This window comes from Lacticaseibacillus parakribbianus, from assembly GCF_025490915.1.
Lineage (GTDB): Bacteria > Bacillota > Bacilli > Lactobacillales > Lactobacillaceae > Lacticaseibacillus > Lacticaseibacillus parakribbianus.
The window spans coordinates 101,128-117,057 of the sequence record NZ_JANQBA010000009.1 but is presented as its reverse complement, the minus strand read 5'-3'; the positions used below and the strand labels follow the sequence as shown (position 1 = coordinate 117,057).

The window sequence follows — 15,930 nt, the reverse complement described above, 5'->3', positions numbered from 1 at the left end:
CCGTTCCGGAGGCCCGGAAGGTGTGCTGGCTCAGGCGGCGTAACCCGTTTTAGAGCCAAAGCACGACCGCCTGCTCAGGCGTGTGGATGTCACCGCACGGCGCAGTCCTGAGCCAGGAGGGTAAGACCCCAGTCCCGCGGCGCGTCCGCAGGAGCTGGGACGGCGGCACCGCGCGGCAGTTGCAAGCTGTGGCCGGTGCCGGACAGGTGCGGGACCTGGTTTTGGCCCCAGCGCGGCGCTGCAGCGTCGCGGTGGGACAAAAGCCTGGCCACCCAACGCCTTGTAGACACCCACGTGACCACAATGCCCAGCTCCGCCGCCGGGGTACTTCCCGCCGGCGGATTTGGTGCGTTCTTTTTTGGCCGGCCGCAGGCGATCGGTGGCCAGACGCGCCGTCAGCGCCGCCCTTCACGCTGGGCACCAAAAAGCCGGCGTCAAGACGCCGGCAGGAGTTGCCAAATTTTGTCGGGACCTTTAGTTTAATCACACGCATTGCAGGCTGGGTCCGGTATAATTGAGGCGGGTGTTGCGTCCGGTTACAAGGCGACGCCGAAGCGCTTTTCAAGCAGGCTGAGGGTTTGGGTGTAGATGATGATGAACACCAGCCCGAGCAAGAACGAATGCAGCCCGAACTGCCAGGCCCCGATGCTGAGAATCAAGAGGTTAATCACCCGCAGCGAGGCGGCGACCGGGAAGCGGTCCCACTTGGCGTGAATCACCAAGGCGAACACATCCAGGCCGGCGGTCGAGGCGTGGTGGGCGATGCACAGGAAATAGCCGATGCCCACGCAGACGCCGGCCAGCGGCAGGCTGACCCACACCGGCAGCGGCAGGTGAACCGGTACCGCCTGGGCCAGCGAGAACCAGCCCATGTAGCTGAGGCTTGAGACAATCGAATTCAGGAAGTTGCGCCGCCCCAAAAACATGAGCGAGGCCCCGAGGCAGACCAGCGTGATCGCGTTGGTCCAAAAGGTCACCGAAAGCGGGGTCAGCCGCCCGGCAATCATGCTGGTGGCGGTGACGCCGCCGCTGATGATGTTCAGGCGAACCAGCACCCAAGAGTAGGCGAAGGCCGAGATGCCGTTGCCGAGAATCACGAACAGCAGGTCGCCTGCCGCCTCGCGGGTAGAGACTTGAGACTTCATTTTTTTCCTCCAAACCGAGCGCGGCTGAAACCGCACCCAAGACATGCCTTAGTGTGGCAGAGAACAGTCGGTCGCGCAATGGTAAAAACAAAGGACCCCGATATGTTCGAACTCAAAACGTTTGCTCCCGATATTCTATACGCCTTCACCTACCACAACGCGCGGCCCGGCACCTATCCCTATCACGCCCACGCGTTCTTGGAGATGTCGATCATGCTCAGCGGGACGTCGGATTACACCATCGAAGGTGCGACCACCCGCATCACGCCCGGCCAGGTGCTGCTGTTCAACCCCGGTGTTCACCACCAAGAGACCCAGCGGCCCGGGACCGAAAGCACCCAGTTGCACATCGGCTTTCGCCAGATTGCGCTGCCCGGCGTCAAGCCGGACACCCTGCCCTTCGCCGACTCGGTGGTGGCGCTGGGCGATCAGGCCCAGGCCTTTTTCGCCTGCGCCAGGCGGATCGCGGCCGAAAGCATCAACAACGGCGCGTTCGGCCACCAGCTGCTGGTCCAAGCCGAGGTGGTCGAGCTGTTGTGCCTGCTGATGCGGGCCTTGCCGGACAACCGGGTGGCGGCAGACCGTGCGGTCACCACCACCCAGGCCGAACCAAGCGTCGATCAGCAGGCGCTGGTGGCCAGCGCGACCTATTACCTAGAGGCACATTACCAAGAGGCGGTGACCTTGGCCGACCTCGCCTCGGACCTGCACGTCTCGGCCGCCCACCTGTCGCGAACCTTCAAGGCGGTGCGGGGCGAGAGCCCGATGAGCTACCTGACGGCCTTGCGCATGAAAAAGGCGACGCAGATTCTCAAGGAAACCGACCTGCCGATCAATCAGGTCGCGACCTCGGTCGGCTACCAGGATCCGTTCTACTTCAGCCGCCTGTTCAAGCAGCACTACGGCGAGCCGCCGTCGACGGTGCAGGGGCGTTCATGATATACGGCCGGATACCAACTTTAGGGCCGGATTGATTGCGCTTTCCTGTCGTGCCTGCATACTGAAAGTAGAAGGCCGGGGCAGCCCGGCCACCACCAAAGGAGAGATCGGAATTGAAACCTAATGTGCTTTTGATGATTGCCGATGATCAGCGCTTCAACACCATCCACGCGCTGGGTAACGACCAGATCATTACCCCGAACTTCGACAAGCTGGTCCACCGCGGTACCAGCTTCACCGAGGCGTTCATCCCCGGCGGCTCAAGCGGCGCGGTCTGCATGCCCAGCCGCGCGATGCTTGCGACCGGCCGCTACGTGACGTCTTGGGAAGACGACGGCGAGACGATTCCGGACGACCAGGCGCTGTTGGGCGAGGAGCTGCAAAAGGGCGGCTACACCGCCTTTGGCACCGGCAAGTGGCACAACGGCACCCGGAGTTTCGCCCGCAGCTTCAACGAAGGTGGCAACATTTTCTTCGGCGGCATGTGGGACCACTGGAACGTGCCGGTCAACGACTTTGACCCGACCGGCCAGTACAACCACCTGAAGACCTTCACCCAAGATCCGTTCTCGACGCACCGCACCATCCAGCTGCCGGCCGACCGCATCAACATCGGCAAGCACTCGACGGACCTGTTCGCCGACACCATGATCCAGGCGATCAAGGACCATCAGGACTCGACCCAGCCGTTCTTCATGTACGGCGCGTTCATGGCGCCGCACGACCCGCGGACCATGCCGGACAAGTACTCGGCCATGTACGATCCGGCCACCATCGAGCTGCCGGACAACTACCTGCCCCAGCACCCGTTCGAGTTTGACATGCGGGCCCAGCGCGACGAGTCGCTTGAAGCCTACCCGAGAAAAATCAGCGCCGTCAAGCAGCACATCGCCGATTACTACGGCATGATCACGCACATCGACGACCGCGTCGGTGACATCGTCGCGGCGCTTGAGGAAACCGGGCAGCTCGCAAACACCCTGATCGTCTACGTCGCCGACCACGGGATTTCCCTGGGCCAGCACGGCTTGATCGGCAAGCAAAACCTCTACGACAACTCGATTCGCATCCCGATGATTCTCGCCGGTCCAAACATCCCTAAGGACAAGCGCGTCGCCGGCAAGGCACTGCTGCTCGACATGATGCCGACGATTCTGGATTACGTCGGTCTGCCGATTCCAGACGGCGTGTTCGGCCACAGCCTGCTGCCGCAAATTCAAGGTCAGGCAGGCGGCCGCGACGAGGTTTACCTGCAGTTCACCGACAAGATTCGCGGCCTGGTGACCAAGGACTACAAGCTGATCGAGTACCGCACCGTGCAGGGGTCGCACACCCAGCTGTTCGACCGGCACCGGGACCCAAACGAGGAGTACGACCTGTCGCACACCGCGGCGGCTCAGCCGGTGATTGCCCGGCTGCGCAAGCGCATGTTCGAGCTGGCGGCGGCCCAAGGCGACCTGGACTTCTCGCAGGGTGAGGAATTCTGGTCCCGCGACGAGCGGTAGGAGGTCTCATGAAACCCAATATTTTGCTGATGATTGCCGACGACCAGCGCTTCAACACGATTCACGCGCTGGGCAATCCGGAGATCATCACCCCGCACTTCGACCAGTTGGTTCACCGCGGCACCAGCTTCACCGAGGCGTTCATCCCCGGCGGCTCAAGCGGGGCGGTTTGCATGCCCAGCCGCGCGATGCTTCACACCGGCCGCTACGTGACCAGCTGGGAGGACGCCGGCGATGACCTGCCGGCCGACCAGCCCCTGTTGGGTGAGCAGCTGCAAAAAGGCGGCTACGCGACGTTTGGCACCGGCAAGTGGCACAACGGCACCAACAGTTTTGCCCGCAGCTTCGGTGACGCGGCCAACGTGTATTTCGGCGGCATGTGGGACCACTGGAACGTGCCGGTCAGCGATTTTGACCCCACGGGCCGCTACGACCACGTCAAAAACTTCACCTACGATCCGTTCTCGACCAACACCGTCTGGCACCTGCCGGCCAATCGCATCAACGTCGGCAAGCACTCGACGGACCTGTTCGCCGACACCCTGATTCAGGCGATCAAGGACCGCAAGGATTCAACGCAGCCGTTCTTCATGTACGGCGCGTTCATGGCACCGCACGACCCGCGAACGATGCCGGACAAGTACTCGGCCATGTACGATCCGGAGCGCTTGACGCTGCCGGACAACTACCTGCCGCAGCACCCCTTCGAGTTCGACATTCGCGGCGAGCGCGACGAGCAGTTGGTCGACTACCCGCGGCCGATCAGCGAAGTGCGGCGCCACCTGGCCGACTACTACGCGATGATCACGCACATCGACGATCGCGTCGGTGACATCGTGGCGGCGCTTGAGGAAACCGGGCAACTCGCAAATACCCTGATCGTCTACGTCGCCGACCACGGCATCTCCTTGGGCCAGCACGGCCTGATGGGTAAGCAAAACCTCTACGACAACTCGATTCGCATCCCGATGATTCTCGCCGGCCCCAATATCCCTAAGGATAAGCGCGTCGCCGGCAAGGTACTGCTGCTCGACATGATGCCGACGATCTTGGATTACGCCGGCCTGCCGATTCCAGACGGCGTGTTCGGCCACAGCCTGCTGCCGCAGATTCAGGGCCAGGCAGGCGGCCGCGACGAGGTTTACCTGCAGTTCACCGATAAGATTCGCGGCCTGGTGACCAAGGACTACAAGCTGATCGAGTACCGCACCAAGGACGGCGCCCACACCCAGCTCTTCGATCGTCACTTGGATCCGGATGAAGAAGTTGATCTATCGCACACAGCCAAGGCGCAGCCGGTGATCGCCGCGATGCGCAAGCGCATGTTCGAGCTGGCGGCCGCCCAAGGCGACCTGAGCTTCAGCCAGGGCCAGCGCTTTTGGGCGCGGGAGGAAAAATGATGCGGTTAACCACGTACAACATTCGCTACGACACGCCGGTTGACGGCGACTGGGCCTGGGCGGCGCGGCGGCCCTATGTGATTGAGAACCTGCGGCGGCTGGCGCCGGACCTGTTTTGCGTCGAAGAGGCGCTGCCGCACCTGTACGCCGACCTGAACGCGCTGGCCGGCTTCGCCCATGTCGGCATTCCCCGAGACGGCGACGGCCAGGGGGAGGCGGCCGCGATTTACTACGACCCGGCCAAGTTCACCCTAGAAGATGCCGGGCACCAGTGGCTGTCGGCCACCCCGGCGGTGCCGTCGTTTTACCCCGGCACGGGCAACCGCCGCGTGTTTCAGTGGGCAAAGCTCCAAGAAGCGGCGTCCGGCCGCGAGTTTGTGGCGGTGACCGCGCATCTGGACGACGGTTCGGCCGCCGCACGAGTCGCCGGCGTTCGCCAGATTGGGGCCTTCTTGACCGCCCAGCAACCAGGGCTACCGGTGTTTGTCTGCGGGGACTTCAACATGGAGCCGGATGATCCGGCCTACGCGGCGATGCCGGCGAGCTTTCAAGACAGCCTGAAGGTGGCCGCGCAAGTCATTGACCCGCTGGGCGGCACCTGGATGGACGACCTGTCGTACGTCCCACATGCCAACCCGGTGATGCAGCGGCTGGATTACGTCTTCGTCCGGGACTTGGCCGTGTCAAGCTACGCCGTGGACACCACGGTCTCGGCGCCGGGCAAGTACGCGTCGGATCATTTTCCCGTGACCGTCGAACTGAATTTCAGGGAGGAAAACCATGACTGACAAGCCGAACATCTTGTTCATTCTGACCGACCAGCAGCGCAAGGACACGCTGAAGGCCTACGCCTCAGACGCGCTGTGCCAAACGCCGAACCTCGACGAGCTGGCCAAGCACGCGACCATTTTTGACAACTGCTACACCACCTGTCCGATCTGCACCCCGGCCCGGGCGACGCTGCAAACGGGGCTGTACCCGATGCACCACGGGATGCTGACCAACTCGTACAACGTCGGCAACATGGTCCAGGAGCTGCCGGATTCGCCGAAGCTCTTGTCGCGTCAGCTCAACGTCGCCGGCTACCAAACCGGCTACACCGGCAAGTGGCACCTGGGGTCTGGCATCTACAACGTCCAGCACGACGAATACCTGCAGCACTACATGGGTGACGTGCAGTTCGCCGAGTACGACAAGGGCTTTGACTCCGTGCCGACGCACATCGGCTACACCGGCGACGACTTTCCGGGCCACGGCTTCGGCGGCTTCGGCTACCCGGAATACCGCCAGTGGCTGAAAGATCAGGGCAAGGAAGTGACCATCGAACACCGCATCAACGGTTTTTACGAGGGGCACCAGGCCGGGCAAATCACCAGCGGCGTCGACACCTCGGTGGACCAGTACCTGATCGACCGCGCCGAGCATTACCTCGGTGAGTTCGCCAAGGCCGAAAAGCCTTGGTACTTCCAGCTCAACTTCTGGGGGCCGCACGAGCCGTACTTTGTGCCAAGCGAGTTTTTGCACAAGTACGACGACGTGAAGCTGCCGCCTTGGCCGAATTGGAAGGACCCGGCGGATTCGCCAAAGCCCAAGATTCACGACCTCAAGCGTGGCAACGTCGCCACTTGGGAAGAGCTTGAGCCGATCGTCAAGCACTACTACGCCGAGATCACGCACATCGACTACCAGATTGGCCGGCTGATCGCGTGGCTGAAGCAAAACGACCTGTACGACAACACGCTGATTATTTTCTCCGCCGACCACGGCGAGTCTTTGGGCATCCACGGTGGCCTGTTCGACAAGGCGATTTTCATGTACGAGGAAACCGTGACGGTGCCTTTGATGGTCAAGCTGCCACAGCAGACCGAATCCGCGCATGAACCGGCGCTTTTGAGCAACGCCGACATGTACTCCACCATCCTGGACTACGCCGGGGTGGGGAAGGCGGCGCGTGAGCGCGACGGCCAATCCTTCCGGCCGCTGCTTGAACACACGCCGGTCGCTTGGCCGCAAAACGTGGTGACCGAGTGCTCCGGCATTGGCTCCGTGCTGTTCTCCCAGCGCATGCTGCGCCAAGGGCAGTACAAGTACATCTTCAACTGCGGCGACATCGACGAGCTGTACGATCTGAGTACCGATCCGCACGAGGAGGTCAACCAGATTGACAACGTCGGCTACCAGAACTTGCTGCACACGCTGCGCATCGCGCTGCGCGATTGGATGATCGCGCATCACGACAATCTGATTTATGAATTCAACCACCTGCGCCTCCCCCTGAACGAACGGTACAGTGGTCGCGAGTTCTAACGACGCCGTAAGCAGGCGGCTGCGTGTGGCAGTTTGCGCATGCTGCCGCCTGCTTTGGCGTTGGCCTTCGTGGTGAGGGCAAAGAAAGGAATCGACTCATGAAAAAAACGGTCAACATACTGATTAAACCCGCCTCGGCGCTGTGCAACCTGCGCTGCAAGTACTGCTTTTACGCCAACATCTCAAGCATTCGTGAGGTGCGGTCCTACGGCAAGATGAAGCAGGCGGTGGTCGATGAGATGATTCCCAACATCTACCGGGACCTGAACGACGGCGACGAGCTGTCGATCGCCTTTCAAGGCGGCGAGCCGACCTTGGCCGGACTCAGCTACTTCGAGCACTTCATCGCCGTCATCAATCAGCAGCCCAAGAAGGTGACGGTGCATTACGCGATTCAGACCAACGGCACCATTATCACCAAGCTGTGGATGCCGCTGTTGCGCGACAACCACTTCCTGGTCGGGCTGTCGATCGACGGCGGTCCGATTTACCACGACCTCAACCGGGTCGACACCCACGGCCGCGGCACGTTTTGGCGCGTGTTGAAGACCAAGGAGTTGTTCGACGAATACGGGATTCAGTACAACATCCTCTGCGTGTTGACCAACGAGCTGGCCAAGCACCCGCAGAAGGTCTACAAGTTCTTCCAGGACCAAAACATCGAGTTCGTCCAGTTCATTCCGTGCCTGGACGACCTGGACGCAACCGAAAAAAGCGACTTCGCCTTGACCCCCGAGCGGTTCGGCAGCTTCTACCAGCAGCTGTTTCCCCTGTGGTTGCAGGAGCTTCGGGCCGGCAAGTACCGCAGCATCAAGCTGTTCGACGACGTGTTGAACCTGTTCGTCAAGGGGCAGGTCACCGCGTGTGGGCTGGCCGGCCAGTGCCAGATCCAGTACGTGATCGAGGCCGACGGGTCGGTTTACCCCTGCGACTTTTACGCCTTGGACAAGTACCGGTTGGGTTACATCCAAAAGCAGACGCTGCGCGAGCTGTTCGAGCAGCCCCTAGCCTTTGACTGGCTGCAAAACAAGCGTGAGCTGCCGAGCTACTGCGACAGCTGCCCGTTCAAGAAAATGTGCTGCGGCGGCTGCAAGCGCATGAAAGACGCGATGTACGTCGCCAAGTCCAACCGCTACTGCGGCTACCGCACGGTGCTTGAAACCGTGCTGCCCGACGCCCAGGCCATCATGGGCCTGGCCGCTACGGCCCAGCCGGCGGTGCCGGCGCAGGTCTGAGTGGGGTAGTGCTGAGGCGCAATCCATGAGACAATGAAAGCATCATGCGCGGTTCTGCGCAGAATTAATGAACGGGCACAGACCGTGGATAGGAAGGCATTGCATTGGAAAAACGACGTGAAAATATTGTGTTGGCAGCCTCGACGCTGGTTTTGGGGGTGGTGGCCGGCCTGGGGGCGGTGGTCCTCAGCGTTTTTCTCGATGTGATCGAGCAGCTGTTCCTGCACTTCCAGGAGTCGGCGGCCCACCCCTTCGCCACCGGGCTGACCCCGCTGCAGCAGGTGGGGGCGGTGCTTGGCGGCGGGATCGCCGCGGCCATCATCTGGTACGGGCTACACCGCTTCATGCGGCCGACCGTCGCGATTTCGGCTGGCATCGCCGGGCAGCGGATGCCGGTGTGGACCACCTTGGTGCATGACTTCACCCAAATTCTGTACGTCGGGGCCGGCGGCTCGGTCGGCCGCGAGCTGGCGCCGCGCGAGCTGGCCGCGATGCTGGCCCAGGCCTGGCAGCGCTTCTTGGCGCGACACGGCCTGCGCTTGGCCGAAGCCGATCGCAAGCTCCTAGTCGCCGCGGCGGCTGGGGCCGGCTTTGCCGGCGTCTACATCGCGCCGTTGACCGGTACGATGTTTGCCGTCGAGATCCTGCTGCACAAGGTCAGCAAGCGAACCGTGGTGGTCAGCTTCACCATGTCCGTGATTGCGATGCTGGTGGGGTCGCTTTTGAAGGGGTTTCGCCCGTACTACCTGGTCGGCGCGGCGTCGTTCGCACCCAAAACGGTGCTGGCGGTGCTAATCATCGCGCCAATCTGCGGCGCCATCGGCGGGTGGTTCCGCCGCGCGTTCAAGTGGGCCGGGGCCCATGCGACCCGCGGCCACCACATCCTGTGGCAGCTGCCGCTGGTGGCGGCCTTGACCGGCGCCATCGCCATCGGCTTTCCGCAGATCATGGGTAACGGCCGCGCCTTGGCCCAAACCGTGATGCAGGCCGACGCCGCCCGGCTGATTCCGCTGCTGCTGCTCGGGGCCGTGCTGAAGGGCCTAGTCACCGTGGCCACGCTGCGAGCCGGGGCGGCCGGAGGCACCCTGACGCCGTCGATTGCCATCGGGGCGACCCTTGGGGCGGTGATCGCGCTGAGCTTCGGCGGGTCGCTGGGACTGGTGTGGCAGCTGGCGGTGATCGGGGCCGCGGCGCTTCTGGCGGCCTCCCAGCAGGCCCCGTTCATGGCCATGTTCATGCTGATTGAGGTCAGCCACTTGGATTACTCGGCGATTTTGCCGCTGGGCCTGGCGGTGAGCCTCGCCATGGTCTTCGCTCGGCTGACCCTGGGCCCGGCCAAGCCGAACCGGGCCTGACCGGCCGCTTCTGGCGGCGCCACGCCGCAGACGCGTTGCCCCTTCCCAATTTCGAAAGGAGCCGCCAATGACCGTCATCTACCTGCTTTACGCCGTCATCATCCTCGCCGCCAACGTCTTGGGCGCCGTGGTGGGGATGGGCGGCGGCGTGTTGATCAAGCCGCTGCTCGATGCCATCGGGGCCCATCCGCTGGTCCAGATCAATTTCTTCTCGAGCGTGGCGGTTTTGACCATGGCCGCCGCGGCGACCTGGCGCAGGCGGGCCGGCACTGGCGCCGGTGTCGCCGTGCCGCTGGGGCTCGGTGCCGTGGTCGGCGGCCTGTTTGGGGACTGGGTCCTCAATGCGCTGTTGGCCGCATGGCCCAGCCACTCGGTGCTTCAGCTGCAGGCCGGGCTGACGATTTTGTCGCTGGTGCTGGCCTTGGCCTACTCGCTTTCGCCTAAGCCCTTGGGGACTGCGGCCGGGCCCTGGACCGTGGCCGGGGTTGCGGCGCTGGCGGGGGGCCTTGCGACTTTGATGGGCATCGGCGGCGGCCCAATTAACGTTGCCTTGTTCATGGCGGTGGCCGGGGTCGGCATCAAGCAGGCCGCCGGCTGGTCGCTTCAGACCATTTTGTTTTCGCAGCTGGCCAAGCTGCTGCAGGTGATCGCCTGGGGGCAGCTTTGGCGATTCGACCTAGCGGCGCTGTGGGTGATTGTCCCCACCGCCGCCTTGGGCGGCCTTTTGGGCGCTCAATTAAGTAAGCGCTTCAACGCGTCGCGGGTGACTTTGCTGTACCGCGGCGCCATCGGGTTAGTGATTGTGCTCAATGCCTACAACGCGCTGTGCGTGTTGCGGCTTGGGTGAGGACGGGAGGAAAAACATGAGTATCACATGGCAGGGAGTTCCTGAAAAATACCGGGCCGGCCTCGCCCGGGTCGCGGCGCTGCAACCAGACGTTGACCTGGCGGCCACGGTCAAGGTGGCCAAGCAGGCGACGCCGGGGCTGACCGTCGAACGCGACGGGGCGGATGGCATGATCACCTACGACAGCCCAAGCGACCTGATGCGGGCGGTGACGCTGTGGCTGGGCCACGCGCGAGGGCAAGGCGCCTTCACGCTAACCGAGCAGGCCCATTACCAGACGGTCGGGGTGATGATCGACGTTGCCCGCAACGCGGTGCCGAAGGTCCAAACGCTCAAGGACACCTTCGTGCGGCTGGCCAGCCTAGGCTACACCGAGGTCTGGCTGTACATGGAGGATTGCTTTGAGATTCCGGAGGAGCCGTACTTTGGCCACCAGCGCGGCCGCTACAGTCAGGCCGACCTGCACGAGCTGGCGCTAGCCGCGGATGCGGTGGGGCTGACCTTGGTGCCTGCGATTCAGACGCTGGCCCATCTGCGCAACCTGTTCAAGTGGCGGGCCTTTGATGACGTGATGGACGCGCCGGACTGCCTGTACGTGCAAAAGCCGGAGACCACTGTTTTTTTGCGCAACCTGCTCCGGGCGGCCAGCGCCCCGTTCTTGACCAAGAAGATTCACATCGGCATGGACGAGGCCTATAACCTCGGCCGCGGGCAGCTGCTGCGCGACCGCGGTCTGATTCCGCAAGAGGACCTGATGGTGGCCCACCTCAAAACCGTGGTGGGGCTGTGTGACGAGCTCGGACTGCACCCGGCGATGTGGAGCGACATGTGGTTCAAGATGGCCAGCCAACAGCACCGGCTGTACGACCCGGACACCGAGTTCTCCAAGGAACTGGTGGCCTCGATTCCGCCGGTGGCGCAGGTTTACTGGGATTACTACCACGACCAAGAGGCGCCTTACGACCGGATGTTTGAGCTGCATGCCAAGCTTCACCAGCGGGTGATTTTTGCCAGCGGCATCTGGACTTGGAACGGCCTGGCCCCGACCATGAAAACCATGCAGGTGACGCTTCGCGCCGGCATGGCCGCCGCGGCCAAGGCCGGAATTCAAGACGTCGTGACCACGATGTGGGGCGACGACGGCTCCGAGGTGCCGCTGAGGGCCGCGTGGCTGGGCCTTCAGACCTTCGCGGAGTACCAGTACCACGACGTCGTCTCGGACGCCTGGGCGGCCAGCCAGTTCGCGCTGATGCAAAGCCGAGACGAGGCGGCCTACATGCTGCTGGACAAGTTCGAAAACCAGCTGGCGGAAGGGGCGAACATGACCATCGATGATCCGGGCAAGATTTTGCTTTACGAGGATCTGCTGCTGCAGCGCTACCGCCAAAACCTCGCCGGCTTCGACTACGCGAGCTATTACGCCCAGCTGGCCACGGCGCTTGCGGCGGCGACCGTGACCCCGGCCGATGCGCCGATGTTCACCTACTACGCGCATTTGGCCCACCTGCTGAGCGTCAAGGCCACCGCCTTGGGCGAGCTGCAGACGCTGCTTGAGCGGGGCACGGCCGCACTGCCGCGTGTCACCGCCGCCTTGAATGACCTGAAGGCGGCACTGGTCGTCACCGTGGCCGAGTTTCGCCAGCTGTGGCATGCCGAGCGGCGCGGCCAGGGCTTTGAAATCATGGACCTGCGCCTCAACGGGCTGATCGGGCGCGTCGACACCACGCTTTGGCGGCTGGCGGCCTGGGGTCGCGGCGAGGACGCCTTGGAGGAGCTGCAGGCCCCGGTACTTGAGATGGACAAGTACACCAGCGGCCCGACCGGTCGCGGTCGCTACATCCAGATCATCTCCGCCTGCGGCATCTCGCAGAACATGTGACCACAGCCAAAAACGACCACCGGAATTGTCCGGTGGCCGTTTTTGACGTGGTCAGGTTACTGGCGGTCGTGTGGCAAAAGCTGCAGCTCGCTGGCAAGGGTCCCGCCTTGAGCTAGCGTTGCGTGGTCGATCTGATTGCCCAGCGGCTTGCCGTTGAAGGTGCGGTCGCCGACGAAGTTGAAGCCCGGGCGGTTGTTGGCCGCCGTCACGTGCAGGTCGCCTTTTGGCAGGTGCAACACGACGTCGTCCAACAGCGGCGCCCCCAGCACGTACCGACCGGAGCCCGGGGTGACTGGGTAAAAGCCCAGCGCTGAGAACAGCACCCAGCTGCTCATCGAGCCGTTGTCCTCGTCGCCGGGGTAACCGTCGGCCTTGGCCGAAAAGGCGGTGGTCAGCATGGTGCGAACCAGCACCTCGGTCGAGGCGGAGTCGCCGGCCAGCGTGAACAGGTACGGCAGGTGGAAGCTCGGCTGGTTGGAAATGGCAATCTGACCGAATGGTTGCGCGGCCAGCTCCCGCATTTCGTGGATGGTCTGGCCGTAGCTGCCGGTCAGGAAGTTGGCCGGCTGGTTGACCATGTGGTGCAGGTGTGCGACAAAGGCGTCCTTGCCGCCGGTCGCTTCGATCAGCCCCGGAATGTCTTGGTAGACGGCGAAGCTGTTTTGCCAGGCGGAGCCTTCCGTGTAGCCGTTGCCCCAGGCAATCGGCGTGAAGGCCTTGACGAACTGGCCGCTGCGGTCCTTGGCCCGCATCAGCTTGACGCTGGGGTCAAACACGTTGCGCCAGTTTTGGCTCTTTTTTTGGTAGTCGGTTTGCAGCGTGGTTTCACCCAAGGTGCCGGCGACCGCCGAGATCAGCCAGTCGGAGTAGGCGTAATCCAGCGTCTTGTTGACGGATTCGCCGATGTCGGCCGGCACGTAGCCCAGCTTCAGGTACTCGGCCAGCCCCTCACGGCCGTACTTGACGTCCTTGGAGATGGTGGTGGCACCTTGCTGCATCGCCGCCAGCAGCTTGGGCATCAAAGGCTTGGCGATGCCCTTGACCGCGGCGTCTGCGATCACCGCATCGACCATCGTGCCGGGCATCATGCCGCGTTCGTCAGGAGACAGCCAGCGCGGCAGGAAGCCGGTTTCCAGATACGAGTTGTAAAAGCCCTCGAGCATGTCGGCGTAAAGCGTTGGGTCCAGCAAGGACAACAACGGAAACAAGGTCTTGTAGGTATCCCAAAAGCCGTTGTTGGTGTAAAGCTTGCCCGGCCGCACTGTTTTGGCGGTGGTGTCGTAGTGAACCTCGTTGCCACTAGCGCTCAGCTCGTAAAACGTCATTGGAAACAGCGAGGCCCGGTACAAGTTGTGGTAGAACAAGGCGACGTGAGCCGAGTCGTGATCCGTCACCTCAACTTGCGCCAGCTTCTTGACCCAGGCGGCCTTGACCTGCGCGACCAGCGCGTGGTAGTCGGTCGCAGCCAGCGGCGCCAGGTTGACGGCGGCTTGGGCGGCATCAATGAACGAGGTGGCGAAGGTGACGGCCCCCGCCTCGGGCAGCGCAAGCACCAGGCGCCCCTTGCCGTTGGCCACGGTCAGCGGCGTCACCGTGGTCTCGGCCGGCAGCTGCAGGCTCACGAACATGGTGAAGTCAGGATCCTCGCTGGCGGCGAAGTTGGTCACGGCAAGGTCCAGCCGGTCACCATCATGTGCCAGCACCCGCAGACCCTTGGCGCTGATTTGAAGCAGGGGCGTTTGGCCGCTCAGCTGCAAGGCACCGCCGTACCGAGTGGCCGTCGCGCGAAGCGCAACTTGGGCCTCCTGGGCGAACACGGCCAGCTCGTGCGGCGCAAAGGTCGCAGTTGTGGGGTCGTAGGTCCCCAGGTAATCGGCGTCTGGGCTGGCCAGCGGGGTGAACAGCAGGCTGCTGTAATCGCCGACCCAGGGGCTTGGCTGGTGGGTCAGGCGAATGCCGGCGAAGCTTTTGGCGGTCGGGTCGAACCACCAGCTGGTGTCGTCTAAGGTGGTCTGAACCGCCAGGTAGTTCATGCCAAACGGCACACCGGTCAGGGGGAGGGTGTTGCCGTGCGAGAAGGTGTAGGTGCTTTGGGTGCCGATGCGGGTGTCAATGGATTCGGGATTCATTTCGGAAACCTCCAAAATAGTGAGTGACGAGACAAGTTGCAACAGCGCGGGTCAGCGCGGCGTCGCCGGGGCGGCCGTCGAGTCGCGGGCAACCAGCTTGACCGGCACGGTGACGCGCTTGGCCAAGCCTTTTTGCGGGTCGTTGATCTGGGACAGCATCAGGTCGACCGCCTGGCGACCCATTTCCGTGAAGTCCTGGGTCAGGGTGGTCAAAGACGGCGAGTTGGTCGCCGCCAGCTCGATGTCATCGAAGCCGACGATCGACAGGTCCAGTGGCAGCTGCCAACCGCGGCCCTGAAGCTCCCGCGCGACCTTGATCGCTTCGACGTCGTTGCCCATGATCAAGGCCGTGATGTGTTCGTGCTTGAGGTAGGCCGCGGTTTCGGCGACGGAAGCGAAGGTGCTCAGCGCCTCGGCCCACAGGAGCTGCTGGGTCGGCATCAGGTCGGTGGGCTGGTAGGCGTTCACGTAGCCGAAGAAGCGATCGGCGACGGTGCCAGTCCAATCCTGCCAAAAAGGGACCCGGCTGCAAAAGGCGATGCGCTTGTGGCCCAGCGCCTGCAGGTGCCGGGCGGCCAAGGCGCCGCCGGCCGTGTTGTCCGAGCAGACGCTGGGCAAGGCCAGGGTGCTCGGCGGTTCGTCGAACACGACGGTGGGGATGTGAAGCTGAGACAAGGTGATCAGGGTTGGCATGTCGGCCGACAGCTCCTGCGGGTAAAAGAACATGCCGGCGTAATGCTCGGTGAACGTGTCCAGCGCCAGGCGCTTGAACTGGCGCGTGGTGATTGTTTCCAGCCGCCAAGTGGTGCCGGCCAGCATCTGGGTGATGCCGCTTGCGTAGTCGCCCATTTTGGGGTTGGCGAACGGCAGCACCAAAAGCAAGGTCCGGGAGCGGTTGGCCGCATGAGGTTTGACAAAGCTGCCCTTGCCCTGCACGCGGTAGATCAGGTCTGCCTTGACCAGTTCGTTCAAGGCACGCTTGGTGGTGATGCGGCTGACGTGGTAGCGAATGGCCAGCGCGTTCTCGCTTGGTAGCAGGGCATCGGGCGCGTATTCGCCGCGCAGAATCGCGGTGCGAAGCTGATCGAATAGCTCTTGATATTTGGTCATGACGCCCTCCAGTTGGTATAACGTGATAGTCCGACTTTTTCAATTTTTGTGAACGCTTGCACCCATAATCTCATCTAAC

At 63.0% G+C, this 15,930-nt stretch carries 12 protein-coding genes; 9 read left to right on the top strand and 3 right to left on the bottom strand.

Going from position 1 to position 15,930, the window contains the following annotated elements; all coding sequences use genetic code 11:
- Positions 1-536: 536 nt before the first annotated feature.
- Entirely contained in the window at positions 537-1,145 is a 609-nt protein-coding gene (locus NUH19_RS08930) for a YitT family protein (RefSeq protein ID WP_262316207.1), read from the bottom strand.
- A 102-nt stretch (positions 1,146-1,247) separates the two neighbouring features.
- Between NUH19_RS08930 and NUH19_RS08925 the strand changes: the two genes are divergently transcribed.
- The 9 genes from NUH19_RS08925 to NUH19_RS08885 all read left to right on the top strand — a co-directional run bounded on the left by NUH19_RS08925 (position 1,248) and on the right by NUH19_RS08885 (position 12,612).
- Entirely contained in the window at positions 1,248-2,084 is an 837-nt protein-coding gene (locus NUH19_RS08925) for a helix-turn-helix transcriptional regulator (protein ID WP_262316206.1), read from the top strand.
- Positions 2,085-2,197: 113 nt separating this feature from the next.
- Positions 2,198-3,589, top strand: coding sequence for a sulfatase family protein (locus NUH19_RS08920; RefSeq protein ID WP_262316205.1), 1,392 nt, complete (start codon positions 2,198-2,200; stop codon positions 3,587-3,589).
- An 8-nt stretch (positions 3,590-3,597) separates the two neighbouring features.
- Positions 3,598-4,989 (top strand): sulfatase family protein, encoded by a 1,392-nt coding sequence (locus tag NUH19_RS08915; protein WP_262316204.1) that lies wholly within the window; start codon positions 3,598-3,600, stop codon positions 4,987-4,989.
- The gene (locus NUH19_RS08910) at positions 4,986-5,777 is read left to right on the top strand and encodes an endonuclease/exonuclease/phosphatase family protein (RefSeq protein WP_262316203.1); all 792 of its coding nucleotides are present in this window, start codon (positions 4,986-4,988) and stop codon (positions 5,775-5,777) included. The genes NUH19_RS08915 and NUH19_RS08910 overlap by 4 nt, the downstream gene beginning before the upstream one ends.
- On the top strand, positions 5,770-7,296 hold the full coding sequence (locus NUH19_RS08905; RefSeq protein ID WP_262316202.1) for a sulfatase-like hydrolase/transferase: 1,527 nt from the start codon (positions 5,770-5,772) through the stop codon (positions 7,294-7,296). The genes NUH19_RS08910 and NUH19_RS08905 overlap by 8 nt, the downstream gene beginning before the upstream one ends.
- 98 nt (positions 7,297-7,394) lie before the next feature.
- On the top strand, positions 7,395-8,531 hold the full coding sequence (locus NUH19_RS08900; RefSeq protein ID WP_262316201.1) for a radical SAM/SPASM domain-containing protein: 1,137 nt from the start codon (positions 7,395-7,397) through the stop codon (positions 8,529-8,531).
- Between the two features lie 104 nt (positions 8,532-8,635).
- Positions 8,636-9,886 (top strand): chloride channel protein, encoded by a 1,251-nt coding sequence (locus NUH19_RS08895; RefSeq protein WP_276580262.1) that lies wholly within the window; start codon positions 8,636-8,638, stop codon positions 9,884-9,886.
- A 67-nt stretch (positions 9,887-9,953) separates the two neighbouring features.
- A complete protein-coding gene (locus NUH19_RS08890; RefSeq protein WP_262316200.1) occupies positions 9,954-10,733 on the top strand; it encodes a sulfite exporter TauE/SafE family protein in 780 nt (259 codons plus the stop codon).
- Between the two features lie 16 nt (positions 10,734-10,749).
- Positions 10,750-12,612: a beta-N-acetylhexosaminidase gene (locus NUH19_RS08885; RefSeq protein ID WP_262316199.1), complete on the top strand. Its 1,863-nt coding sequence runs from the start codon at positions 10,750-10,752 to the stop codon at positions 12,610-12,612.
- A 56-nt stretch (positions 12,613-12,668) separates the two neighbouring features.
- On the opposite strand, the gene NUH19_RS08880 is transcribed toward NUH19_RS08885, so the two are convergent.
- Together NUH19_RS08880 and NUH19_RS08875 are read right to left on the bottom strand one after the other, a co-directional pair.
- Positions 12,669-14,741 (bottom strand): GH92 family glycosyl hydrolase, encoded by a 2,073-nt coding sequence (locus NUH19_RS08880; protein ID WP_262316198.1) that lies wholly within the window; start codon positions 14,739-14,741, stop codon positions 12,669-12,671.
- Between the two features lie 51 nt (positions 14,742-14,792).
- Positions 14,793-15,851, bottom strand: a complete 1,059-nt coding sequence (locus NUH19_RS08875; RefSeq protein ID WP_262316197.1) for a GntR family transcriptional regulator — start codon at positions 15,849-15,851, stop codon at positions 14,793-14,795.
- Between the last annotated feature and the right edge of the window lie 79 nt (positions 15,852-15,930).

What these genes read in the sequence shown, in the direction of transcription:
- NUH19_RS08890 (WP_262316200.1), top strand. Translation starts at nt 9,954, where the DNA reads ATGACCGTCATCTACCTGCTTTACGCCGTCATCATCCTCGCCGCCAAC.
- NUH19_RS08880 (WP_262316198.1), bottom strand. Translation starts at nt 14,741, where the DNA reads ATGAATCCCGAATCCATTGACACCCGCATCGGCACCCAAAGCACCTAC.
- NUH19_RS08915 (WP_262316204.1), top strand. Translation starts at nt 3,598, where the DNA reads ATGAAACCCAATATTTTGCTGATGATTGCCGACGACCAGCGCTTCAAC.
- NUH19_RS08925 (WP_262316206.1), top strand. Translation starts at nt 1,248, where the DNA reads ATGTTCGAACTCAAAACGTTTGCTCCCGATATTCTATACGCCTTCACC.
- NUH19_RS08905 (WP_262316202.1), top strand. Translation starts at nt 5,770, where the DNA reads ATGACTGACAAGCCGAACATCTTGTTCATTCTGACCGACCAGCAGCGC.
- NUH19_RS08875 (WP_262316197.1), bottom strand. Translation starts at nt 15,851, where the DNA reads ATGACCAAATATCAAGAGCTATTCGATCAGCTTCGCACCGCGATTCTG.
- NUH19_RS08930 (WP_262316207.1), bottom strand. Translation starts at nt 1,145, where the DNA reads ATGAAGTCTCAAGTCTCTACCCGCGAGGCGGCAGGCGACCTGCTGTTC.
- NUH19_RS08885 (WP_262316199.1), top strand. Translation starts at nt 10,750, where the DNA reads ATGAGTATCACATGGCAGGGAGTTCCTGAAAAATACCGGGCCGGCCTC.
- NUH19_RS08900 (WP_262316201.1), top strand. Translation starts at nt 7,395, where the DNA reads ATGAAAAAAACGGTCAACATACTGATTAAACCCGCCTCGGCGCTGTGC.
- NUH19_RS08910 (WP_262316203.1), top strand. Translation starts at nt 4,986, where the DNA reads ATGATGCGGTTAACCACGTACAACATTCGCTACGACACGCCGGTTGAC.